This is a genomic window from Aeromonas sp. Y311-2 (genome assembly GCF_027706025.1).
Taxonomy (GTDB): domain Bacteria; phylum Pseudomonadota; class Gammaproteobacteria; order Enterobacterales; family Aeromonadaceae; genus Aeromonas; species Aeromonas veronii.
This window is the reverse complement of sequence record NZ_JAPDCL010000031.1, coordinates 22696-45793: the sequence shown is the minus strand read 5'-3', so window position 1 is coordinate 45793 and position 23098 is coordinate 22696. Positions and strand designations below refer to the sequence as shown.

Below are 23098 nucleotides of genomic sequence, written 5' to 3'. Positions count from 1 at the left end.
TGCCCTGTCGATGGAGGCGCATTATAGGGAACAGATTCTTTCTGGCAACCCCTTATCTGCAATAAAATTGCAAAAAACAGCACTTTTTTAGTTATTCATATCCAGCCACAGCTTTTATACAAACTTATCCACAGAAACACCCTTCTGGTTGCTAGAATGGCCGAAAACAAGGAGGCCAAGATGGACTTGCGACTGAGACCCTATAAGGGAAAACGACCGCAACTGGGCAAACGGGTGTATGTAGATCCCTGCGCGACACTGGTGGGCGATATCGAACTGGCCGATGATGCCAGCATCTGGCCCATGGTGGCGGCACGGGGGGATGTGAACCATATCCGCATCGGCGCCCGCAGCAATATTCAGGACGGCACTGTGCTGCACCTGACTCGCAAGAGCGCCAGCAACCCGACCGGCTATCCGCTGCTGATCGGTGAAGATGTCACTGTGGGTCACAAGGCGATGCTTCACGGCTGCACCATCGGCAACCGGGTGCTGGTCGGCATGGGTGCCATTCTGCTTGATGGCGTCGTGGTTGAAGATGATGTGATGATCGGCGCAGGTTCGCTGGTGCCACCGGGCAAGCGACTCGAATCGGGCTTTCTATATATAGGTAATCCCGTCAAACAGGCTCGTCCGCTCAAACCCGCCGAGCTCGCCTTCCTCAAGACCTCGGCCGACAACTATGTCCTGCTCAAGGATGAATATCTGCAAGAGACCTGATAGGGCTGGCAAAAGCAGGAAGCCCGGCATAATGCCGGGCTTCGCCTCTTATATAGCTATATAACCGTGCAGAACGGCTGACCGGAAATCAGTGGGCCTGATCCCAGTTGTCACCGGTACCCGCTTCAACCAGCAACGGCACATGCAGTTCGGCTGCGGCCGACATCTTCTCCTTGATGATGGCGGTGTACTCCTCCAGCTTCTCTTCGCGGATCTCGAACACCAGTTCATCGTGTACCTGCATCAGCATGCGGATCGATTCATCCTCGATACCGCGGATCCAGCTGTCCACGTTGATCATGGCGCGCTTGATGATATCGGCGGCCGTGCCCTGCATCGGGGCATTGATGGCGGCCCGTTCGGCAGCCTTGCGCAGACCGGCGTTGCGGGACTTGATATCCGGCAGATAGAGGCGACGACCAAACAGGGTCTCGACATATCCCTGGGCTTCCGCCTGCTGACGGGTACGCTCCATATACTCCAGCACGCCCGGGTAGCGTTCGAAGTAGAGATCCATGTACTTCTGTGCTTCGGCGCGGCCGATCCCCAGCTGCTTGGCCAGACCGAAGGCACTCATGCCGTAGATAAGACCGAAGTTGATCGCCTTGGCGCTGCGGCGCATGTCGGTGGTGACCGCATCGAGCGCCACGCCGAACACCTCGGCGGCAGTCGCCTTGTGGATGTCCTTGCCCTCGGCAAAGGCGGTCAGCAGCCCCTTGTCACCGGAAAGGTGCGCCATGATGCGCAGCTCGATCTGGGAGTAGTCCGCCGCCACCAGCTTGTAACCGGCGCTCGGAATAAAGGCCTGACGGATCCGGCGCCCCTGCTCGTTGCGCACCGGGATGTTCTGCAGGTTGGGATCAGATGATGACAAACGGCCCGTAGCCGCTACCGCCTGATGATAGGAGGTGTGTACCCGCCCGGTCCGGGGCTTGATCATCAGCGGCAACTTGTCGGTGTAGGTGGACTTGAGCTTGGCCAGCCCACGATGCTCCATCAGCAGTTGCGGCAGCTCGTAGGTCTCCGCCAGCTCAGCCAGCACCTCTTCTGCGGTGGATGGTGCCCCCTTCGGAGTCTTTTTGATGATCGGCAGGCCCAGCTTGGTGAAGAGGATCTCCCCCAGCTGCTTGGGCGAGGAGAGGTTGAACTCCTGCCCGGCCAGCTCGTGGGCCTGTTTCTCCAGCTCCGCCAACCGCAGCTCGATCTCCTGACTCTGCTGGTGCAGCAACTTGGGATCGATGGTGGTGCCGAGCAACTCCATCCGCGCCAGCACTGGCAGCAGCGGCAGTTCGATCTCGCTGAATACCTTGGCAAGGCCCGGTACGGCCTCCAGCTGACCCCACAGGGTCTGGTGCAGACGCAGGGTGATGTCAGCATCTTCCGCCGCATAGGGGGCCGCCTGCTCCAGCTCGATCTGGTTGAAGGTGAGCTGTTTCACCCCTTTGCCCGCGATATCTTCAAACGAGGTAGTCTCGACCCCGAGGTAACGCTTGGCCAGCGAATCCATATCGTGACGACTGGCGGTGGAGTTGAGCACGTAGGACTCGAGCATGGTGTCGTAGGCGATACCCTGCAGGTCGATGTCATGGTTGATCAGCACGTTGCGGTCGTACTTGAGGTTCTGCCCCACCTTGAGACGGGTCGGATCTTCCAGCAGCGGCTTGAGCTTGCCCAATACCACGGCCTCGCTCAGCTGTACCGGTGCCCCCAGATAGTCGTGGCCAAACGGCACATAAGCAGCCTTACCCGGCTCAACCGCGAAGGAGACACCGACGATCCGCGCCTCCATATAGTCGAGACTGGTGGTTTCGGTATCAAAGGCAAACAGCGGTGCCGCTTTCAGCTGTTCCAGCCAGCCGTCAAACTCGGCTTCGTCCAGAATGCAGCGGTAGTCGGTTTCGATGGCGGCAACCGGAGCGGCGCTCTCATCGCCAGCCTCGTCCTGTCCGGCGCTCTCGCTGCCCTCTTCACCACCGGATTCCAGCTCCTTGATCAGGTTGCGCAGCTCGTATTCGCGATAGACCGCCAGCAGGGACTCCTTATCGACCGGCTTGAGCAACAGCTCTTCCAGACTCTGTTCCAGCTCGACATCGGTCTTGATGGTCGCCAGTCGATAGGAGAGACGAACCTGCTCCTCCTGCTCGCGGAACTTGTCGGCGAACGCCTTGGAGCCACGGAAGCCGAGGGCGGCGACCTTGTCGAGGTTGGCGGCAATCTCGTCGATGCTGCCAATCCCCTGCAGCAGGGCCAGTGCGGTCTTCTCGCCGACACCGGTCATGCCGGGAATGTTGTCGACCTTGTCCCCCATCAAGGCCAGATAGTCGATGATGAGCTCGGGCGGTACGCCGAACTTCTCGATCACCCCTTCCCGATCGGTCTTCACATCTTTCATGGTGTCGATCAGGGTGACATGGTCGGAGACCAGCTGCGCCATATCCTTGTCACCGGTGCTGATCAGGACCGGCAGTTGCTTCTCGGTCGCCTGGCGGGCCAGGGTGCCGATCACGTCGTCGGCCTCCACCCCCTCCACCATCAGGAAGGGGAAACCCATCGCCTTGATCATCTGGTGGATAGGGGCGACCTGGCTGCGCAGATCGTCCGGCATGCTGGCACGGGTCGCCTTGTACTCGGGATAGATGTCATCACGGAAGGTCTTGCCCTTGGCATCAAACACCACGGCCACATGACAGTCAGGATATTGCTTGCGCAGGCTGCGCATCATGTTGGCCATGACACGGACGGCGCCGCTCGGCAAACCGGTCGATGTGCGCAGATCAGCCTGCTGGGAGGCGAAGAAGGCGCGGTAAAGATAAGAGGAGCCGTCGACCAGAATAAGGGGGTTGCTAGGGGCCATGAAATCGTCCTGCCAGAGATAAACAGCCGCTAGGATGCCACAGGGCCCCCCTCACACCAAGGGGCGCAGCAACAGCACACAGCGCCTGATAAAGGGACTCAATCTGTGGATAACTCTGTGTTCAAAAATGGGGCGCATCAGAGCGCACAGTGATAAAGCTGTGCATAAGAATATAAAAAGCCATTAAAAACAATTAATTGAGATCGTAAAAACCGATCGCGAGACAGTTAGAATGATCTCGATCAATGTGGAAAAAGATTTAAGGGAGTAGGTACGGCAGGATCCAAAACGAAACAATCCTAGCACAGCAAGATGACTTGACCAGCGGAGGGCGAGCGATAACCATACAAAAGTACAACAATCCATCCTGGCTCACATTTTCAACAACGAGGAGTTTGCCATGAAAAAAGTGGCCGTGATTTTGAGTGGCTGCGGTGTCTTTGACGGGGCCGAAATCCACGAGGCCGTCATCAGTCTGCTGGCGTTGGCCCGTCAGGGAGCCACCGTCCAGTGCTTCGCCCCGAACGTGGCGCAGCTCCATGTCATCAACCACCTGACCGGTGAAGTGAGCGAGGGAGAGAGCCGCAATGTGCTGGTCGAAGCGGCCCGCATCTGTCGTGGCCAGATAAAGGATGTGGCCGAGCTGGATGCGGCCGATTACGACGCGCTGCTGGTGCCCGGCGGCTTTGGCGCGGCCAAAAACCTGTGCGACTTCGCTATCAAAGGAGCCGAGTGCCAGATCCAGCCCGATGTGCTGAAAGCGTGCCAGAGCTTTGCCAACACCAACAAACCAGCAGCCTATATCTGCATCGCGCCCGCCATGATCCCGCTGATCTATGGTGCCGGGACGCTGGCGACCATCGGCCATGACGAAGGCACCGCCAACGCCATCGAGGCGATGGGTGGCAGCCATCTCAACTGCCCGGTCAACGAATTCGTGGTGGATCAGGAGCGCAAGGTGATCTCCACTCCGGCCTACATGCTGGCCAACAACATAGTCGAAGCGGCAGACGGCATCGAGAAGACAGTCAAGCAACTGCTGGCGCTGTAATCTTCACCCTGCCAAAAACAGACGGGCCGCTCATGGAGCGGCCCGTTTTCAATTCTGCCTGAAGGCGATGAATTAGATGGTTTCGCCCATCTGATCCATTTTACCCAGCAGGGCACGCAGACGCTCCTGCCATGCAGTGTGCTCGTTGCGCAGCTGATGGTTCTCGTCTTGCAGCTTGCTGTTCTGCTCTTTCAGCTCGTCCAGCTCCATCTTCAGCAGGGAGATGTTGTCGACAGCGGATTGTACTTTGGATTCGAGTTGCTCAAGGACTTCTAGTGACATATGCATACCTGTTTGTTCAATTGCGATGCCCCACAGAGGGCGATTCAAGCGCGTGAAGCCAGCATACCCCGAGCGCATCGGCACAAACAAGCCAGTGCGCTGTAAAATGCGCCTTCCATAGATGTATTGTCTAAATATGCGTCTATTTTTCTCGCATCCTGCGCCCGAGCCGCGACAACACACTGAACCGTGCGTAAAAGGCCTCGCCACCCGCGCATCATTTGCCCCCTCCTGACGGCGCCGCCGTTATCCATGCAAGGCGATATAAGCCCCCAGCAACAGACAGGCGACAACATACATCAGCAGGCCATAAAGCAGGTTCCAGCGCAGAATCAGCCCGGCACTGAGGTTGTAGCGGGAGGCCAGCGCCAGATTGGAGCCGGAGAGCGGACTGGTGCCGGTGGCAAGCCCCCATCCCAGCAGGAAACACATGCCGAGCAGGCTGGGATCCGGCGCCAGCGGCCAGAGCAGTGGCGCCAGCCCGGAGATACTGATGAGCGGATGCACCCCGACGATGGCCACCAGCAGGATCAATAGCAGGGTGACGGATGCCTCAAGCCAGCCAAAGTGGTTGAACAGCGGCAGGCCGTGACCGGCACCGAGATCGATGACCGACAGCGCACTGTTGATGCCTGCCGCCAGCAAACCGGCCCCCAGAAACAGCACCAGCTGACCGCCGATGGCGGGGAAACGCTCCACCACCTGCCGCTTGAGGGCCGCCTTGCGCCCAACCCTCGGCATAAAGAGCAGCGCCAGCAGCGGGGCCACCAGCGCGATCACCGCCAGAATGCCGAGCTGGGGCCAAATCTGCTTGATGAGCAGCACCAGCAGCGCCAGCGTGACCGGCAACCCCAGAGTCTGCAGCCGCAGCGGATAACCGGCAAAGTCGGCCACTCCGATCCGCTCCACCTGCCAGGCAGTCAGCCCCATCGCCAGCAAAGCGGCGAGGATCCCGAACGGCAGAATATGGGAGAGCTGCAAGCCCGGCGCATAGGTGAGCGCTACCGCCATGGCGACAAAGAAAGGTGACCAGAAGGCGGCGGCACAGAAGATCCGGCTCAGCACCATCACCTGACGCCGCTCCAAGGTGCCATTACGCTCCAGCCGATCGCCGATGATAAACAGCACCGAGAGGTTGATGACGGCCCCCAGCAGATTGAGGCTGGCCATGGTGCTCCACAGCCCCTTGCGCCCGGTCCAGGAGGTGGTGCCGGTCAAGAGACCCGAGGTGGCGAGATTGAGGGTGCTCACCGCGGCAAACATGGTGAGCATATTGATGTTGGGCAGCAGCCAGTCACCGGCGGTGAGGGTCGCTCCCTGCCACCAGGAGAAGGAGAGCAGCAAGAGCGCCGCACCATACAAGGCCAGCGCCTGCCGCTTGGCGGCCCCCACCAGCCAGGGCCAGGTGAGCAGTGACGCCCCCCAAGCCGCAATGGCAGCAGGCCAGGGGGAGAGCCCCAGATAGAGATGCAGCAGGTTGAGCAGCCACATCCCAAGGATCAGATAACCCGACCAGCGCTTGGCCATCGACTACTCCGGCCGGGAGATCAGAGACACTGATCCATATCCAGTGAAGGCTTGTCGCACTCCGGACGGCCGACGATCTTGGCAGGTACGCCAGCGACCGTGGTATGAGGCGGCACAGGGTTGATCACCACGCTGCCCGCGCCAATTTTGGCGCCCACGCCCACTTCGATATTGCCGAGCACCTTGGCGCCCGCCCCTATCATCACCCCTTCGCGGATCTTGGGATGGCGATCGCCACTCTCCTTGCCGGTACCGCCGAGGGTCACGCTCTGCAGGATGGAGACATCATCCTCAATCACCGCCGTCTCGCCCACCACTATGCCGGTGGCGTGGTCGAACATGATCCCCTTGCCGATGCGGGCGGCCGGGTGCACATCCACCCCGAACACCACCGAGATCTGGTTTTGCAGATAAAGGGCCAGCGAGCGGCGCCCCTGACGCCACAGCCAGTTGGCGACCCGATAACCCTGCAGGGCATGGAACCCCTTGAGATAAAGCAGCGGGGTGGAGAAGAGATCGACCGCAGGATCCCGCTCCTGCACGGCGCAGATGTCGGCCGCCACTACCGTCAGCAGCTCGGGCTCGCTGCGCAGGGCCAGCTCGATCACCTCGCGCAGAGCGATGGCGGGCATGGTGGCGCTGTCGAGTTTGTTGGCCAGCTGGAAGCTGAGGGCCGAACGCAGATTCTTGTGATTTAGAATGGTGGAGTGGAAGAAGCTGGCCAGCATCGGCTCCTGGGCCGCCATGCACTCCGCTTCTTGCTGAATTTTGTGCCAGGTTTTGGCAACCAGTTCATCCATGTTGCAGCCTACTGTTGTTCTGGGTGAGGGCTCTGTTGTTCTTTTGTCAGCACCGAGATGGGGTCCATGTGGATGATGACATCCATCCGCTCGAATGCCTGGCGTACCGCCAGTTCGGCTTCATCGGCGATCTGATGGGCCTTGACCAGGGGGATCTGATCATCCAGTTCAAGATGCAACTGTACGAATCGGGTCGGCCCGGATTGACGGGTGCGCAGGTCATGTACGCCGTGTACACCTTCTACGGCACAGCAGAGCGCCATTATTCTCGCTTGTTCTTCCGCTGGCAACTGACGATCGAGCAGGGCCTGCACCGACTCGTAGCCGATGTGTCCCGCCCCCCACAGCAGGAATAGCCCGATCAGGATGGCAAACAGGCCATCGGCCCAGTACCACCCCTGCCCCGCCAGCACCAGCGCCAGCAAGACACCGGCATTGAGCAGCAGATCGGAACGGTAGTGCAGCATGTCGGCCTTGATGGCCACACTGTTGGTCTTGCGAATGACAAAGCTCTGGAAGCTGACCAGCAGCAGGGTCAGCACGATGGAGCCACCGCTGACCCAGAGACCCGCCTCCAGCCGCAAAATAGGCGCCTGATTGAGCAGGGATGAAATTCCGTGCATCACCAGCAGCAGGGCGGAGCCGGAGATAAAGGCCGACTGGATGAGGCCCGCCAGCGACTCCGCCTTGCCGTGACCGAAGCGGTGTTCGTCATCGGCGGGGGCAAGCGCATAGCGAATGGCCAGCAGGTTGATGATGGAGGCACTCACATCCATGAAGGAGTCGGTGAGCGATGCCAGCAGGGTCGATGAGTCGGTCATCAGCCAGGCGATCAGTTTGCCGATGATCAGCAAGGTAGCAGTGGTGACCGCCGCTATGCTGGCAAAGGTCACCCAACGGGAATATTGTTGATGGCTCAAAACCGGCTTTCCTCTGGCGATGAAAAACTTATTATACCCTGACCCCGGCGTCAGTTTGGCGCGAAAATCTGCGGAATAACACCAGATGAACAGAATACTCCTGGTCGACGACGATCTTGAATTGACCCAACTGCTCACCGAAATTCTGACCCTGGAGGGATTTCAGGTCACGGTCGCCGAGGATGGTGAAGAGGGGCTGCAACGGCTGGCGGAGCAGAGCTTCGATCTGGTGTTGCTGGATGTAATGATGCCCAAGCTCAACGGCTTTGCCATGCTGACCAAGCTGCGCAAGACCCACGATACCCCGGTGCTGATGCTGACCGCCCGCGGTGACAGCCAGGATCGGGTTAACGGTCTGGAAGCGGGTGCCGACGACTATCTGGCCAAGCCGTTCGATGACAGGGAGCTGCTGGCCCGGGTACGCGCCATCCTGCGCCGTACCCAGAGCGCCCCGCCCCAGCGCGGCAACTCCTCCGACGAAGTGCACTTCATGGATATCGTGCTGCAACCCGGCCTGCAGCAGGCCCGCTGCGGCGAACAGCTGCTGGAGCTGACCGCTACCGAATTCGGGCTGCTGGAGTGCCTGCTGCGCAATCCCGGCCAGATCGTCAGCAAGAGCCACCTCTCCGAGCAGGTGCTGGGCAAGAAGCTGGAACCCTTCGATCGGGCCATCGACATGCACCTGAGCAACCTGCGCAAGAAGCTGCCGGACCGCACCGATGGCCAGCCCCGCTTCAAAACCGTACGGGGGCGCGGTTACCTGTGGCTAGAGCAAGAATAGAGCGCATCAACTCCCTCAACGGGATCTCGACCCACATCTTCCTCTGGTTCTGGTTCATGCTGCTGGTGATGCTGGCCGCCGTGATCAGCCTGCCGACCCTGGATCCCCGCAACCAGATCCCGCTGCCGACCCACGAAGTGGCGCGGATGCAGAACAACGTGCAGGCCCTGCTCAACGCCGCTGAGCCGGATCAGGATTTCGATCTGGCCAAGGCGATGGACAAGATCGCCATGCTGCCGGTGGACAACGTCTACCTGCGCGACGAGAAGGGGCAGATCCAGTCCACCACCCATCCACGCAAGTTCGTGGTGCGCTTTATGGTGGATGCCGATGACCCAGCCAACCCCATGCTGGGCAACGAGGATCGCAAGGCGATCGCCGGCCCCTTCCTGATGGAGCACCACGGCCATCGCTATCACGTCTATTTCGGCCTCAATGCCGAGAACCCCTATCTGTTCCTGTTCATTCAGGTGCTGGATCACCCGATCCGCATTCTGGGCATCTCGATGCTGGTCAGCACCCCGCTCTGCCTGCTGCTCGCCTGGCGGCTGACCCGCCCCATCCTGCAGTTGCAGAAGTCGGTCTCCCAACTGGCGGCGGGCAATCTGGAGGTACAGATCCCCAACCTGGGACGGGGCGACGAGATTGGCCAGCTGGCGGATAACGTCAGCCGCATGGTGGAGACGCTCAAGAGCATGATCCAGAAGCAGAAACAGCTGCTTTCCGATATCTCCCACGAGCTGCGCAGCCCCCTCACCCGGATGCAGCTGGCACAGGCGCTGATCCGCCGCAAGCAGGGTGACAGCGCCGAGCTGGCGCGGATCGAATCGGAGATCGGACGGCTGGACAAGCTGATCGGCGATCTGCTGGATCTGTCGCGAGTACAGCAGCATGTTGAGGCCCCCATCGTGCAGCCGCTGGCCGACCTGCTGGAGCCCATCCTCGAAGATGCCATGTTCGAGGCAAACCAGAGCGGCAAACAGCTCAGACTGCCGCCGCTGCCTGCCGAGTCGATCCAGATGTGGCCCGAGCTGCTGGCCCGGGCGGTGGAGAACCCCCTGCGCAACGCCCTCAAATATGCCCGCGAGTTCATCAAGGTGGACTGGTATCGGGAGGGGCAGGAGTGGGTGATGACCATTCGGGATGACGGCCCCGGCGTGCCTGACGAGCAGCAGGCGCTGCTGTTCCAGCCCTTCTTCCGGGTGGATGATGCCCGCAACGCCAAGACTGGCGGCACCGGGCTGGGGCTGGCCATCGCCTCGGAGGCGATCCAGCGCCACGGCGGCACCATTGCGGCCAGCAACAATCATCCCACCGGGCTGACCATCACCATCCGCTTGCCCATCGCCTGATCCTTTTCATCCGGACGGGCGCTGGGTATGCTGGCGCCCCTTCTTGGCTTAACATCTCTTTGCAGGAGCTCGTCATGCTCGATATCGTCCTCTACCAGCCGGAAATTCCGCCCAACACCGGCAATATCATCCGGCTCTGCGCCAATACCGGTTACCGGCTCCATCTGATCGAGCCGCTGGGATTTGAGTGGGATGACAAGCGGGTAAAGCGGGCGGGACTCGACTATCACGAGTTTGCCGAGGTGAAGCGCTGGCCGAGCTATGAGGCTTTTCTGGCCGCCGTGGCGCCCAAACGGGTGTTTGCCTGCACAACCAAGGGCCGCACCGCGCACTCGGCAGCACAATATGCCCTTGGCGACGCCCTGCTGTTTGGCCCGGAGAGTCGCGGCCTGCCCATCGAGATCATCGAGAGTCTGCCATGCGAGCAGCGGCTACGCATCCCTATGGTGCCCCAGAGCCGCAGCATGAACCTATCCAACGCGGTATCTGTATTTGTCTACGAGAGCTGGCGCCAGCTCGGCTACGACGGTGCCATGTAAGCGCCACCGATGATCAGTGGCGGGCGTCGAGCAGATGCCCGCTGCGCTCCAGCCGCCAGCAAGTGGCCCCCAGCGACAGACCGCGCCCCACCATCAGCGCTGCCATCGCCGCCCATAGCGCGGCCACGCCCCACGACTGACAGAGCCACCAGATCGGGAAGAAGCCGCCAAACGCGGCCAGCAACATGCTGTTGCGCATCTCCCGGGCCCGGGTCGCCCCGATAAATACGCCATCCAGCAGGAAGCACCAGACCGCCAGCAAGGGCATGGCGATCAGCCAGGGAAGCTGACGATTTGCCTCCGCCACCACGGCCGGAATGTCGGTGATATAGCCGATAAGGTGGGCACCAAAGAGGGCAAACACCAGGGTAAAACCACTGGCGATGAGGGCGGCCCAGCCTAGATTGAGCACGATGGCCTCCTGCAGTTTCTGCCGATCCTGCTGACCGATGGCTCGTCCTACCATGGCCTCCACCGCATAGGCAAAACCATCGAGTCCGTAGGAGATGAGCATCAGGAAGTTGAGCAGCACCGCATTGGCGGCCACCGCCACATCCCCCAGCCGTGCCCCTTGCAGAGTCATGAAGGCGAAGCAGAGCTGCAAACAGAGGGAGCGCAGGAAGATATCGCGGTTGAGGCCGAGCAGCCGCACCATGGGCGCAAGCTGCCGCCAGCGCTGCCAGCCATCCTGCCACACCGTCGGCGCCAGTTGCCCCAGCTGACGGCGTACCAGCCAGATACCGACTGCCAGTGCGCAGTAGTCCGCCATGACCGAGGCCGCCGCCACACCCCGCACCTGCCAGCCAAGCCCCAGCACAAACAGGGCATCGAGCGCCATATTGACCAGATTGGTGAGGATCAACATCACCATGGGACTGCGGGCATCCTGCATCCCCAGCAGCCAGCCCATGATCACCAGATTGCAGAGCGCCGCCGGGGCACTCCAGATCCGTACCGCCACATATTGGCCCGCATAAAGCTGCACCTCGGGCGAGCCGCCACTCAGAACGATCAGTCGTGGCAACAGGGGGAAGAGCAACAACAGCAGCGCCAGACCGAGAGCAATGGCCAGCCCCAGCGCCCGCAGCAGGGTATCGAGCTGGGCACGACCATCAGCTGCGCCGTGCGCCTGCGCCGTCAGGCCGGTGGTCGACATCCGCAAAAAGCCGAGCAGCCAGAAGATGAGGTTGATCAGGGTCGCGCCGACCGAAACGCCCCCCAGAAACCAGGCCTGACCGAGATGACCGATCACCCAGGTGTCCACCAGCCCCAACAAGGGGGTGGTGATATTGGAGAAAACCATGGGCAGGGCGAGCGCAAAAACAGCGCGGTGGCGAGAGGGATCTCGCCACCAGGGGGCAACAGCTGGGGTCACGCTCAGTGACCTGCCAACTTCAGGATGCGGGCGAAGTCAGAGAGCATGGTGGCCATCTGCACCCGGGGCACCTGACCCGGCGCCACTTGCGGACGGAATACCGCCTGCAGCTTGCCCTTGGGATTGATGAGCACGATAGAGGCGGAGTGATCGATCAGGTAATCCTTCTCCCCCTGATTGGCGATGGAGTAGATGAGCCCCAAATTGCGCACGAACGGGAACAGCTTGTCGTGGGGGGCAGTGGCCGCCTTGAACTCGGGATTGAAGAAGGCGGTATAGGTCTTGAGGCGTGGAATATCGTCACGCTGGGGATCCGCCGAGATAAACACCACCTGACTGTCGGGCGCCATCTTCTTCAGCTGGTCATAGACGGAACGCATATCTGCCAGGGTGGTGGGGCAGATATCGGGGCAGAAGGTGTAGCCGACGAACAGGAAGGTCCAGTGCCCCTTCAGGTTGGCAGGGGTGAACGGCTGGTTGTCCGCATCGGTAAAGGCGAAATCATTGATGTCCCGCCCCGCCGGATAGTAGTCAGCCTGTTCAGGCTGCTCTGGCTGCGTGGCGTAGAACACCAGGATCAGGCAGGCTGTCAGCAGCAGAAAGAGCAGGGGATAGCGGAGCTTCATCATAACAAGAGACCCTTTCAGTTCGAGGCAGATGGCCAGCAGTGACCGGACAAGAGGGGGGCATTGTACCCCAGCGAGCCGCCAAGGTGGTTCAACCTTGTGCAACGCCCTGTCAGGAGTCGACCATTTGGCATAATTAATCGCCAGTTGCGGCCATAAAAAAACCGGCCCCCTCGGGTGCCGGTTATGGATGGATTTGTTGGTCTCTTCTGCTCAGGGGCGAGCGTTACGCCCCTGCTGCAACATCTTGCCGATGGCCCGCACGCCGATGGGAATTACGGGGGCCAGCCAGCCCTCTTCCCCCTGGCGATCGCCATGACCACGCTTGAACAGCAATACCAGACGCACCACCTTCTCTTTCGGGCATCCCAGCCAGAGCGTCCAGTGCGAACCACGATGGTGCAGCCAGAGACCGTAAAACCAGGTCATCCGGCTACCTTTGACGAAACGGGTGATTGACGATTCCGCTGGCGCAGCCCCAGCCTCTGAATCCCATGGCGATCTTGATGCCATACCAGTCCTCCTTGACCGACAGGTCATGTTGCTTCGTCGGCCTGAACTGGGAACAGGCCCGTCACGACTATCTGCAACCATTACGAGTGGTCCCCTTTGCCTGACAAGGCTCGGGATCTCCCCACTCCCCCTTCATATCCCGTGAAGGTGTACTGCCCGATTCTCGTTGTTACCGGCCCTCCCGTACCGACACATTGTGATGGTCAGAGGGAGGTGCCAAGCCCTGTCTCAGCGACAGGGCACTGATCTGAGCATATATCTGAAATGGATGATTGGTAGCCGGTCGCGCAGGACAAAAATGCCGCCGCCGATGATCTGTTTGATATGACAGGGAAAGTGCACCAGAAACAGCACGGCCTCCCGAAGGAGGCCGTGTGGCAAACGCAGTTGGCGGGGAGGATTACATCCAGTCGGCGTTGCGGATCACCCCGACAGCCAGTCCTTCGATGGTGAGTTGCTGGCAGGAGAGGTCCACCTCGATGGGGGAGAGCTCTTCATTCTCCGGCAGCAGCCATACCTGACTGCCCTTGCGCTGGAAGCGCTTGACGGTGACATCCTCATCGAGACGGGCCACTACCACCTGACCGTTGCGCACCTCCTGGGTCTTGTGCACCGCCAGCAGATCGCCATCCAGAATACCGATGTTCTTCATGCTCATCCCCTGCACCCGCAGCAGAAAATCAGCGCGCGGATGGAACAGGGCGGGATCAACCTGATAGTGGCTCTCGATATGCTCCTGAGCCAGGATGGGTTCACCGGCAGCCACCTTGCCGATGAGCGGCAGGCCGCTCTCTTCCAGCACCTCTTCCTCTTCGAGCAACAGGCGAATGCCGCGGGACGTGCCCGGCATGATCTCGATGACCCCTTTTTTGGCCAGGGCCTTCAGATGTTCTTCGGCCGCATTGGCCGACTTGAAACCAAGCTTCTGGGCAATCTCGGCACGAGTCGGCGGCATACCGGTCTCGCTCATGTTCACCTTGATCAGCTCCAGCACTTCGGCCTGGCGGGGGGTAAGGGGTTTCATAGAATTGGCACCTGTCTTTTTATACAGCACACTGGCAGTATATACAGTGCAGTGGCCAAGGCAAGGCGCAGCTGACATTTGTCGCGACCAACCCCTCATTTACTACTGTTTTGATCCTGCGCAGCCGACTCATCGTACCTCTCGGCGACAAGGGGCTGTCGATTTGCTATGCTCACGCCGCATTTTTTTGGAGAGCAGACGCACATGTCCCTAGGACAGAAGATTTCCAGAGCCATCTTGCAATGGCCGGTCAGCGGCTTGGTCAATCACAAGAGCCTGCCGGAAAATCCCATCACAGAACTCAATCTGGATCCGGCCAGACCCATCGTCTATGCCCTGAAAACCAGTTCGATCACCGACCTGATGACCCTGCAGCAGTGCTGCGAGGATCTCGGTCTGCCCGGCCCCTTCACGCCGCTGGAACTGAACGGCCAGCTGCTGCCGCGCTATGTCTGTCTGGACCGTCCACCTCCCCTGTTTGGCAAACGCAGCAAACCGCTCCCCTTCCTGCAGGAGTTCCACCAGCTGCTGGATCTGCACAAGCAGGATCCCGAGCTGGATATCCAGGTGGTGCCCGTCACCCTGTTCTGGGGCCGCGCTCCGGGTCGGGAAGGGGAAGAAGCCTCCGGCCTCAACATCATCAGCAGCTTGGCGCCGAACCGGCTGAAGAAGGCGCTTATCGTGATCCTCAAGGGTCGCGAGAATCTGGTGCGCTTCTCGCCGCCCCTCTCCCTGCGCTACATGGCCGACAAACACGGCACCGACGAGGCCATCGCCCACAAGCTGGCACGAGTGGCCCGTACCCACTTCAGCCGTCAGCAGCTGGCTGCCACCGGCCCGAAACTGCCGAACCGCAACCTGCTGTTCAAGCAGCTGCTCGACTCCGCGGTGATCCAGCAGGCGATTGAAGAGGAGGCCCAGCGCGAGGGGATCAGCCTCGAGAAGGCGCAAAAGCGTGCCCATGGCTACATGGACGAGATCGCCTCCAACTTCTCCTACCGGCTGATCCGCCTGGGCGAGAGCTTCCTCGGCTGGCTGTGGAACAAGCTCTACCGCGGTTTGTCGGTCAATGGCGCCGAGAAGGTACGCCAGCTGGCGCAGGAAGGGCACGAGATCGTCTACGTCCCCTGCCACCGCAGCCACATGGACTACCTGCTGCTCTCCTACGTCATCTACCACCAGGGGATGGTGCCGCCCCATATCGCGGCAGGCATCAACCTCAACTTCTGGCCGGCGGGCCCGATTTTCCGCCACGGCGGCGCCTTCTTCATTCGCCGCACCTTCAAGGGCAACCCGCTCTACAGCACGGTATTTCGTGAATACCTCAACCTGCTGTTTGCCAAGGGTTACTCGGTAGAGTTCTTCACCGAAGGTGGTCGCTCCCGTACCGGCCGTCTGCTACCGCCCAAGACCGGCATGCTGGCGATGACCCTGCAGGCGATGATGCGCGGGCTGGACAGGCCGGTCACTCTGGTGCCGGTCTATCTGGGCTACGAGCACGTGATGGAGGTGAACACCTACCACAACGAGCTCAAGGGGAGTCGCAAGGAGAAAGAGAGCTTCCTGCAGGTGCTCGGCATCCTGCGCAAGCTGCGCAACTACGGCCGTGGCTTCGTCAACTTCGGCGAACCGCTGACCCTCAACAGCTACCTGAGCGAACATATTCCCGACTGGAAAAAGCACATCGGGGAAGAGGAGCGTCCGGAGTGGATGGCGGGCACCGTCAACAATCTGGCCGAACTGCTGATGACCCGCATCAACGGCGCTGCCGCGGTCAACGGCCTGACCCTGAGTGCGCTGGCGCTGCTGGCCGCCGAGCGCCACGCCCTGACCCGCGACGAGTTGCAGGCCCAGCTCAACACCTATCTGGATCTGCTCAAAGCAGTGCCTTACAGCCCGCAGAGCACCATTCCGGATGAGGATGCCAAGACCCTGCTGGATCAGGCGATGGAGCTCAACAAGTTCGAGGTGAGCGAGGACAAGCTGGGGCAGATCATCAGTCTCGACCGCTATCAGGCGATCCTGCTGACCTATTACCGCAACAACATCCTCCACTTGTTTGCCATGCCCTCTCTGGTGGCGGCACTGATCGAACGGTGTGAAGGGATCTCCCGCAGCGAGATCATGGCCCGTTGCATCGACATCTATCCGCTGCTCAAGACCGAGCTGTTCCTGCGTTATGAAGAGGAGGAGCTGCCGGCGCTGGTCGACAGCCTGCTCGACGCGCTGCAGACCCAGCAACTGATCGAGACCCGCGATGACGGCTACTGGGTCAATCCGGCCAACCAGATGCGCCTGCTGCTGCTGGCGGAGAGTATTCAGGAGACCCTGCAACGCTACGCCATCGTGCTGACCCGGGTGTTGGCCCAACCCCATATCGAGGCGGAGCAGCTCGAGGCGGACGGCCTGATGATGGCAGAGCGCCTCGGCACCCTGCACGGCATCAACGCCCCCGAGTTCTTCGACCAGAAGCTGTTCAGCACCCTGATCCACACCTTGCGCAAGGAGGGCTACCTCTCCCCAGAGTGCAAGCCGGATCTCGGCCGCTTCCAGGCGCTGGCCGACAACATAGTGCCGCTGCTGAGCAACAAGATCCGCCGCACCATTCAGGCAGGCAATCAGCTCTGAACTGCAACGCAAACAAAGAAGGCCGCATGATGCGGCCTTCTTTTTTATCGGAGTCTGCGCGGGAACATGTCACGCCAGCAGGTAATCGAGCACCAGACCGGCAAACACCAGCGCCCCCACATAGTTGTTGTTGAGAAACGCCTGGAAGCAGGCTTCCCGCTGCCGCTCACGAATAAGCCGCTGCTGATAGACAAACAGCACCGCAGCTCCCAGCAATCCCCAGTAATACCAGCCCCCCAGCGTCATCAGCTGCCCGACCGCCAGCAACAGCAGCAGCGTCGAGAGTTGCAGTGCGCCGATGATCCGCTTGTCGTAACGACCAAACAGGATGGCGCTGGATTTGAGGCCGATCTTGAGGTCGTCATCCCGATCCACCATGGCGTACTGGGTGTCGTAAGCCACCGTCCAGAGCAGATTGGCGAAAAAGAGCAACCAGGCCACCAGCGGCAGGGCATCCGCCTGCGCCGCATAGGCCATCGGGATCGACCAGGAGAAGGCCATCCCGAGCACCAGCTGGGGATTTGAGATAAAGCGCTTCATGAAGGGGTAACTCACCGCCAGCAGCAGGGCGACAAACGACAGGCCGATGGTGAGCGGATTCATGGTCAGCACCAGACCAAACGAGATAAGTGCCAGCACGAAGAAGAGCGCCAGCACCTCCCACGGCTTGACTCTACCCGTGGGCAAGGGGCGACCAGCGGTGCGTTTGACATGGCCGTCGAAGTTGCGATCCGCATAGTCGTTGATCACACACCCTGCCGAGCGCATCAGAAAGACCCCGACCACAAACACGGTCAGCACCCAGAGATTGGGCAGGCCACCAGCGGCCAGCCAGAGCGCCCACAGGGTTGGCCACAGCAGCAGCAGAGTGCCTATGGGTTTGTCGACGCGGGCCAACTGCATGTAGGCAAGTCCCCGCTCCTTGGTTAACAGATTCACTCCAGCTCCTTGTCACAGACGAGAGAGGGCAGAAACAGCTCGTGCACCAGCAGTGGCCACTGCCCCAGAAACAGACGGGAACGACGCCCCCAGACAGTGGCGGCCGGACAACGGGGATTGGCGGCAATATCGAAACGGGCCAGCTGCAGGTGATCGCGGCGGGCAGGCTCATGGCCAAATACCCGCTCACCCAGCGGCTGCTCGCCAAGCTCGGCAATGCCGCTCCCTTGCAGTGCGTCATCGGCAAACAGGGTCCAGCCCAGCACGGCGGGCCCACGATCCCCATGCAGGATCACCTCGCGGCAGGTACCGGCCGGCGAGGCCGAATCCACCAGCCACTGCTCATCGGCAGTAAGGGCGACCGGGTGATTGCCCAGCCACTCCACCGAAAAGTGGCGATTGTGCTGACGCAGACGCCGGGTCATGGAGCCGGGCTCCAGCAGCCAGGGGCGCAAGCTGGCGGGCAATTCGCAACATTCGGGGGCCAGCCACCCGCTTAACGGCGTGAGGGGAACAGTCAACTCGGACTTCACAGCTTCACCATCCAGAGATTTCCGTGTTCAGGTTAAAATCCGGTTTATTATCCGTAAATCAATAGCGAAATGTAAGAACATCCGTGCTTGACGGCCCCGATGGCAACATCAAAAATGGGTTATCTCTTGCTGATGAGCCATCTATATGAAGATCTTCAAACTTCTGCTGGTGTTGTTACTGAGCTGTGGCGCCCTGCAGCAGCAAGCTCTGGCTGAAGATGAGCCGCCCGCCGAGGGCGCAGAGGGCGCAGAGGGCGCAGCCAAGCCCGGTTTCTCCTACCACGCGCTCGATCCCGACATCATCACCAACTACCTGAGTGATAGCAAAACCCTCGGTTATATCCGGGTCACGGTAGAGCTGATGGCGGAAAACGAAGCCGATCTCAAGCTGCTGGAGCAGCATGACCCGCTGATCCGCGATGCCATCATCCGCCTGATTGGCAGCAAAAATGCCGATCAAGTGAAGTCCCTGACCAACCGAGAAGAGCTGCGCAAGGAGTGCGAGACAACCGTCAACGAACTGCTGGTGAAAGAGACCGGCAAGAAAGCGGTGCGCGAGCTTATCTTCACCAAGTTCCTCTACCAGTAATCCCTCCCGAAACAATCGCTTATTGGCATATCGGCCAATAAGCGAGCTTTGCCGGTTTATTCGAAATGAAAATCGATTACAATACGGCCGTCAAGTCGTAGAGGTAGTCGTTATGGGCAGCAAAACCCTGTGTGAATGGCGCCGTCACGAGATCCCCACCGATCTCAAGGCGCTGAGAAAAATCGTGCGCAAACCCAAGTTTGTCTGCAGCAAGTGCGCCCGCAGTGCCAATGACAAGGGTTACCTCTGCCAGCCGCTGCGTTTGAAAGAGGAGTAACGCCCCTCCCTGTCAGGGCGTTATTGATCGGTCCACCCCTGACGCCCTTGTTCGAACAATCTGCGCGCCTGGATATCATTCGGGCAAACGCCGCGATACTCCTCGCCGGAACGGCCAGCCAGATAGAGGTGCTCGGGGCGGCAATACCATGCCAATCCCTTCTGGTGTCCCTGCTTCCACAGTTCGGCATCCACCTTCTTGCCACATTGCTTCTGATGGAACTCGATCCGCTCGGTGGTGAAGCCCAGCTTGCCATCCGCCTCCCCCACCTCACTCCACACCTTCTCGCAGGGATCATCGTTGGAGACACAGCCACCCAGCAGGGCAGCCAACAATATGATGGAGAGTCGCATAGTCATCCTTGAGCGTCATTTGGGCAGTTCATTCTACCCAGCGGCCCGCCCCTGACCAAGGACGAACGCTCAGCCATGTGAGCGCGGCAAAAAAATCAGGCGGGCCCAAAGCCCGCCTGTTCGTTCAATGCCGTGGTTCACTGGTCATCGAAAGTGTCATCATCCTGCCAGCTTTCATCTTCCCACTGATCCAGCTCTTCTTCCCAGGAATCCGGCTCCCAATCATCATCAGAGGAGTCGTAATCCGGCTTGTGTCCACCCATCTTCACTCTCCTTGGATAGTTCACCCGCACTCCAATTTTATCCGGAATTGTCGGGCTCGCCAGTCAGAGAGAGTTCAAAATTTGACCAAAGTGCGACCAGCGATCTGGCCTTGCGTGATGGCCTCGGCGGCCTCCACTACCTGCTCCAGCCCAATCTCGGTAACCGCCTGTTCAAAGAAGCTGGCAGGAAGATCCCGTGCCAGTCGCTGCCACGCCAGTTGACGACGTTCAAACGGGCACATCACCGAATCGACCCCCTGCAACCGCACGTTGCGCAGGATAAAGGGCATCACACTGGTCGGCAGATCAAAACCGCCTGCCAGCCCGCAGGCCGCCACGGCGCCGCCATAGTTCATCTGGGCCAGCAGCTTGGCCAGCACCTGACTGCCGACGGTATCGATGGCACCGGCCCACAGCTGCTTCTCCAGCGGTTTGGCGGGCACCAGCAGTTCGCTGCGCGGCACGATACGGCTGGCACCCAACGCAGTGAGCAGGGCGCCCTGCTCTTCCGGACGACCGGTCAGCGCCGCCACCTGATAGCCAAGGGCCGCCAGCAGGGCGACCGAGGTGGCCCCCACACCGCCTGCCGCACCGGTGACCAGCACCTCGCCGCTTTCGGGAGTAATGCCCGCCTCTTCCAGCGCCAGCACGCAGAGCATGGCGGTGAGACCGGCGGTACCGATGCACATGGCCTGCCGTTCATCCAGCCCGGCGGGCAACGGCACCAGCCAGTCCCCCTTGACCCGCGCCTGTTCGGCCATGCCGCCCCAGTGCCCTTCGCCCACACCCCAACCGGTCAGCACCACCTTGTCGCCGGGCTGATAGCGGCTGTCGGCAGACTCAAGCACGGTACCGGCGAAGTCGATACCGGGCACCAGCGGCCACTGGCGCACTATCTTGCCCTTGCCGGTGATGGCCAGCCCGTCCTTGTAGTTGATGGAGCTGTAAGCGACCGCGACCCGCACTTCACCTTCCGGCAACTGGCTCTCGGCCAGCCGGGTCAGAGTCGGTACAGTCTTGCCGTCTTGGTTTTCCAGTAACAGAGCCTTGAACATGGTTGCCTCTTTGATGACGTGTGAAACGGGGATCAGCTGCTTTGACGCTTTTGCAGTTGAAAATCGAGAGCCAGAGCGGTGCCCATCACAGGCTCCCCGGCCAGTTGGCGCAGGATCAGCTCGGCAGCCTCCTGCCCCATTTTGCGATAGGGGATCCTGACCGAAGTAAGGGTCGGATAACAGGCGCGCGCCACATCCAGATCGTCAAATCCGGCGATGGCGAGTTTGCCCGGCACATTCAAATGGCGACGCTGGCACTCGAACAGTACCCCGGCCGCCAGTTCGTCGTTAACGCAGATCAGCGCGTCCAGCTCGGGCCAGCGCAGCAGAAATTCTCCCAGCATGGTGGCACCGGTGCTGAAGCTGGGCCGCTCCGAGGTGTTGATGATGGCATCGGGGGAGAGGTAGTTGTCGAGCAGCGCCTTCTGCCAGCCCTGCATCCGCTGTTGCAGCATCCACTGCTCCTGACGGGCACAGAGAAAACCGATATTGCGGTAGCCCCGCTCGATAAGGTGGTGGGTGAGCTGATAACCGGCATCGAAGTTGGAGACCCCCACGTTCATGTCGATGGGACTGCGGGCCATGGCACCCACCTCAACCACTGGCAAACGGGCAGCTTTCAGGCGAGTACGGATCGTCTCGCCGGGATCGCCACCAAACAGCACCACCGCCGCCGGATTGTGCTGCAAAAAGCTGGTCAGCAGGCTCTCTTCCTGCTGTTTCAGATGCTGGGCATCCCCCAGCATGATCTGGTAACCCTCCTCGAGCAGGGTCTGTTGCAGGCCAGCGATCATCTCGCCACAGCCCGCTTCAGCCAGACTCGGGACGATCACTACGATGGTCTGGGAAGTTGCAGAGGCCAGCGCCCCGGCGGCCCGATTGGGGATATAGCCGAGCTCTTCCACCGCAGCTTCGATGCGCTCGCGCATCCTGTCGGAGACCATCTCCGGCGTGCGCAGGGCACGGGAAACCGTCATGGCCCCCACACCGGCAAGCTGGGCCACATCGTTGAGGGTCACCCGACCCGTGCTACGGCGCTTCTTTGCTTCTGACATCCATCCCATCCTCGACTTGCGGCTGCTCACTTTAAGGCAAAAGAGCGCCACTGACCATTTGCTCAAGGCCGATTCTACCCTCTTTACCGGATCACGGGGGCAAGATGACTCCCGTTAATGGGTGAAGTGATAGCGCTATCACAGTTTGATGTTAGCGCTATCTGATAGCGCTAACTTTCGCGATCATCTTCACAGTTTCACCACCGCAAGATCGATAGATTGGCGCCATCTTAACTAGCCGGATCACCACCATGCTGACTCAACTGCTGACCGAGGATGTCATCCGCATCGAACCCACAGCCCGCGACTGGCGTCACGCCATCGAGCTGGCGACGGCGCCCCTGCTGGCCAATGGCACCATCGAACCCTCCTACGTGGCGGCGCTGTTTCGCTCTCATGAAGAGCTCGGCCCCTACTACGTGCTGGGCCCCGGTCTGGCGATGCCCCACGCTCGCCCCGAAGACGGCGTCAACCGGCTGGGTCTGGGGCTGACCGTCATCAAGCAGGGTGTCAACTTCGATTCCGAGGGCAACGACCCGATCCGGCTGCTGATCACCCTGGCCGCCAGCGACAGCAACTCCCACGTGGAGACCATCGCCCAGCTGGCCGAGCTGTTTATGAATGAAGAGGACGTGGCGGCCATTATCGCGGCCGACACCAAAGACGACATCCTGCGCATTCTGGCGCGCTACTGATCTGCGCCACGGCGCACCTGACAGAGGAAGAGACAATGAAAATTCTGGTTGTATGCGGTCACGGTCTGGGCACCAGCCTGATGATGGAGATGAGCATCAAGAGCATCCTGAAAGAGCTGGCAGTCACCGCCGAGGTGGATCACCGCGATCTGGCCTCCGCCGGCAGCGAAACCGCCGAGATCTTTGTCGCCACCCGCGACATCGCCGAGCAGTTACAGAGCATGGGCGTCAACGGCCGTCTGGTGGCCCTCGACAACATGGTCGACAAGGCCGCGATGAAAGAGAAGCTCGCCACCGCACTGCGCGAACTGGGCGCCCTCTAAGGATCCTCCATGCGGCCTGCGGGC

At 60.5% G+C, this 23098-nt stretch carries 25 protein-coding genes; 10 read left to right on the top strand and 15 right to left on the bottom strand.

Annotation, left to right across the window (positions count from 1 at the left end):
* Positions 1-180 precede the first annotated feature (180 nt).
* Positions 181-720: a gamma carbonic anhydrase family protein gene (locus tag OKC42_RS20805; protein WP_257697386.1), complete on the top strand. Its 540-nt coding sequence runs from the start codon at positions 181-183 to the stop codon at positions 718-720.
* An 88-nt stretch (positions 721-808) separates the two neighbouring features.
* On the opposite strand, the gene polA is transcribed toward OKC42_RS20805, so the two are convergent.
* Positions 809-3574, bottom strand: a complete 2766-nt coding sequence (polA, locus tag OKC42_RS20800) for a DNA polymerase I (RefSeq protein WP_270820814.1) — start codon at positions 3572-3574, stop codon at positions 809-811.
* A gap of 400 nt (positions 3575-3974) precedes the next feature.
* On the opposite strand from polA, the gene elbB reads away from it, so the two are divergent.
* Positions 3975-4625: an isoprenoid biosynthesis glyoxalase ElbB gene (elbB, locus tag OKC42_RS20795; protein ID WP_270820813.1), complete on the top strand. Its 651-nt coding sequence runs from the start codon at positions 3975-3977 to the stop codon at positions 4623-4625.
* A gap of 72 nt (positions 4626-4697) precedes the next feature.
* On the opposite strand, the gene OKC42_RS20790 is transcribed toward elbB, so the two are convergent.
* The 4 genes from OKC42_RS20790 to fieF form a co-directional block, all read right to left on the bottom strand.
* Positions 4698-4907: a cell division protein ZapB gene (locus OKC42_RS20790; RefSeq protein ID WP_005339554.1), complete on the bottom strand. Its 210-nt coding sequence runs from the start codon at positions 4905-4907 to the stop codon at positions 4698-4700.
* Between the two features lie 246 nt (positions 4908-5153).
* A complete protein-coding gene (locus tag OKC42_RS20785; protein ID WP_270820812.1) occupies positions 5154-6434 on the bottom strand; it encodes a hypothetical protein in 1281 nt (426 codons plus the stop codon).
* Positions 6435-6454: 20 nt separating this feature from the next.
* A complete protein-coding gene (cysE, locus tag OKC42_RS20780; protein WP_005339552.1) occupies positions 6455-7234 on the bottom strand; it encodes a serine O-acetyltransferase in 780 nt (259 codons plus the stop codon).
* An 8-nt stretch (positions 7235-7242) separates the two neighbouring features.
* On the bottom strand, positions 7243-8154 hold the full coding sequence (gene fieF / locus OKC42_RS20775) for a cation efflux pump FieF (RefSeq protein ID WP_005339551.1): 912 nt from the start codon (positions 8152-8154) through the stop codon (positions 7243-7245).
* Between the two features lie 85 nt (positions 8155-8239).
* Between fieF and OKC42_RS20770 the strand changes: the two genes are divergently transcribed.
* The 3 genes from OKC42_RS20770 to trmL all read left to right on the top strand — a co-directional run bounded on the left by OKC42_RS20770 (position 8240) and on the right by trmL (position 10826).
* Positions 8240-8935: a response regulator gene (locus tag OKC42_RS20770; protein ID WP_005339549.1), complete on the top strand. Its 696-nt coding sequence runs from the start codon at positions 8240-8242 to the stop codon at positions 8933-8935.
* Positions 8917-10287, top strand: coding sequence for an ATP-binding protein (locus tag OKC42_RS20765; RefSeq protein WP_040069397.1), 1371 nt, complete (start codon positions 8917-8919; stop codon positions 10285-10287). Before OKC42_RS20770 ends, OKC42_RS20765 begins: the two co-directional genes overlap by 19 nt.
* 74 nt (positions 10288-10361) lie before the next feature.
* A complete protein-coding gene (gene trmL, locus OKC42_RS20760) occupies positions 10362-10826 on the top strand; it encodes a tRNA (uridine(34)/cytosine(34)/5-carboxymethylaminomethyluridine(34)-2'-O)-methyltransferase TrmL (protein ID WP_167574316.1) in 465 nt (154 codons plus the stop codon).
* Positions 10827-10839: 13 nt separating this feature from the next.
* On the opposite strand, the gene dinF is transcribed toward trmL, so the two are convergent.
* The 4 genes from dinF to lexA all read right to left on the bottom strand — a co-directional run bounded on the left by dinF (position 10840) and on the right by lexA (position 14364).
* Complete coding sequence (dinF, locus tag OKC42_RS20755) at positions 10840-12201, bottom strand: MATE family efflux transporter DinF (protein WP_270820809.1); 1362 nt, start codon at positions 12199-12201, stop codon at positions 10840-10842.
* Positions 12202-12203: 2 nt separating this feature from the next.
* The gene (locus tag OKC42_RS20750) at positions 12204-12830 is read right to left on the bottom strand and encodes an SCO family protein (RefSeq protein WP_005339543.1); all 627 of its coding nucleotides are present in this window, start codon (positions 12828-12830) and stop codon (positions 12204-12206) included.
* Between the two features lie 210 nt (positions 12831-13040).
* The gene (locus OKC42_RS20745; RefSeq protein ID WP_019446524.1) at positions 13041-13256 is read right to left on the bottom strand and encodes a hypothetical protein; all 216 of its coding nucleotides are present in this window, start codon (positions 13254-13256) and stop codon (positions 13041-13043) included.
* Positions 13257-13740: 484 nt separating this feature from the next.
* Positions 13741-14364 (bottom strand): transcriptional repressor LexA, encoded by a 624-nt coding sequence (lexA, locus tag OKC42_RS20740; RefSeq protein WP_005339540.1) that lies wholly within the window; start codon positions 14362-14364, stop codon positions 13741-13743.
* 204 nt (positions 14365-14568) lie between these two features.
* On the opposite strand from lexA, the gene plsB reads away from it, so the two are divergent.
* Positions 14569-16992, top strand: a complete 2424-nt coding sequence (gene plsB / locus OKC42_RS20735) for a glycerol-3-phosphate 1-O-acyltransferase PlsB (protein WP_019446525.1) — start codon at positions 14569-14571, stop codon at positions 16990-16992.
* A gap of 69 nt (positions 16993-17061) precedes the next feature.
* Here plsB and ubiA read toward each other — a convergent pair whose 3' ends face one another.
* Both ubiA and OKC42_RS20725 read right to left on the bottom strand, forming a co-directional pair.
* A complete protein-coding gene (ubiA, locus tag OKC42_RS20730) occupies positions 17062-17931 on the bottom strand; it encodes a 4-hydroxybenzoate octaprenyltransferase (RefSeq protein WP_005339536.1) in 870 nt (289 codons plus the stop codon).
* Positions 17928-18464 carry a chorismate--pyruvate lyase family protein gene (locus OKC42_RS20725; protein ID WP_005339534.1) on the bottom strand — a complete coding sequence of 179 codons (537 nt, stop codon included), beginning with the start codon at positions 18462-18464 and terminating at the stop codon, positions 17928-17930. The genes ubiA and OKC42_RS20725 overlap by 4 nt, the downstream gene beginning before the upstream one ends.
* 145 nt (positions 18465-18609) lie before the next feature.
* Here OKC42_RS20725 and OKC42_RS20720 point away from each other — a divergent pair, with 145 nt between their 5' ends.
* Positions 18610-19053, top strand: a complete 444-nt coding sequence (locus OKC42_RS20720; protein WP_270820808.1) for a flagellar basal body-associated FliL family protein — start codon at positions 18610-18612, stop codon at positions 19051-19053.
* A gap of 112 nt (positions 19054-19165) precedes the next feature.
* Positions 19166-19330: a hypothetical protein gene (locus OKC42_RS20715; RefSeq protein ID WP_005339525.1), complete on the top strand. Its 165-nt coding sequence runs from the start codon at positions 19166-19168 to the stop codon at positions 19328-19330.
* 20 nt (positions 19331-19350) lie between these two features.
* On the opposite strand, the gene OKC42_RS20710 is transcribed toward OKC42_RS20715, so the two are convergent.
* The 4 genes from OKC42_RS20710 to OKC42_RS20695 form a co-directional block, all read right to left on the bottom strand.
* A complete protein-coding gene (locus OKC42_RS20710; protein WP_270820806.1) occupies positions 19351-19683 on the bottom strand; it encodes a DUF2799 domain-containing protein in 333 nt (110 codons plus the stop codon).
* Between the two features lie 137 nt (positions 19684-19820).
* Positions 19821-19946 carry a hypothetical protein gene (locus tag OKC42_RS20705; protein WP_005339521.1) on the bottom strand — a complete coding sequence of 42 codons (126 nt, stop codon included), beginning with the start codon at positions 19944-19946 and terminating at the stop codon, positions 19821-19823.
* 74 nt (positions 19947-20020) lie between these two features.
* Positions 20021-21001 (bottom strand): acrylyl-CoA reductase (NADPH), encoded by a 981-nt coding sequence (gene acuI, locus OKC42_RS20700; RefSeq protein ID WP_270820804.1) that lies wholly within the window; start codon positions 20999-21001, stop codon positions 20021-20023.
* A 32-nt stretch (positions 21002-21033) separates the two neighbouring features.
* On the bottom strand, positions 21034-22056 hold the full coding sequence (locus OKC42_RS20695) for a LacI family DNA-binding transcriptional regulator (RefSeq protein ID WP_270820803.1): 1023 nt from the start codon (positions 22054-22056) through the stop codon (positions 21034-21036).
* 251 nt (positions 22057-22307) lie between these two features.
* Here OKC42_RS20695 and OKC42_RS20690 point away from each other — a divergent pair, with 251 nt between their 5' ends.
* The gene (locus OKC42_RS20690; RefSeq protein ID WP_124930436.1) at positions 22308-22751 is read left to right on the top strand and encodes a PTS sugar transporter subunit IIA; all 444 of its coding nucleotides are present in this window, start codon (positions 22308-22310) and stop codon (positions 22749-22751) included.
* Between the two features lie 35 nt (positions 22752-22786).
* A complete protein-coding gene (locus OKC42_RS20685; RefSeq protein ID WP_005356014.1) occupies positions 22787-23074 on the top strand; it encodes a PTS sugar transporter subunit IIB in 288 nt (95 codons plus the stop codon).
* Positions 23075-23098 lie beyond the last annotated feature (24 nt).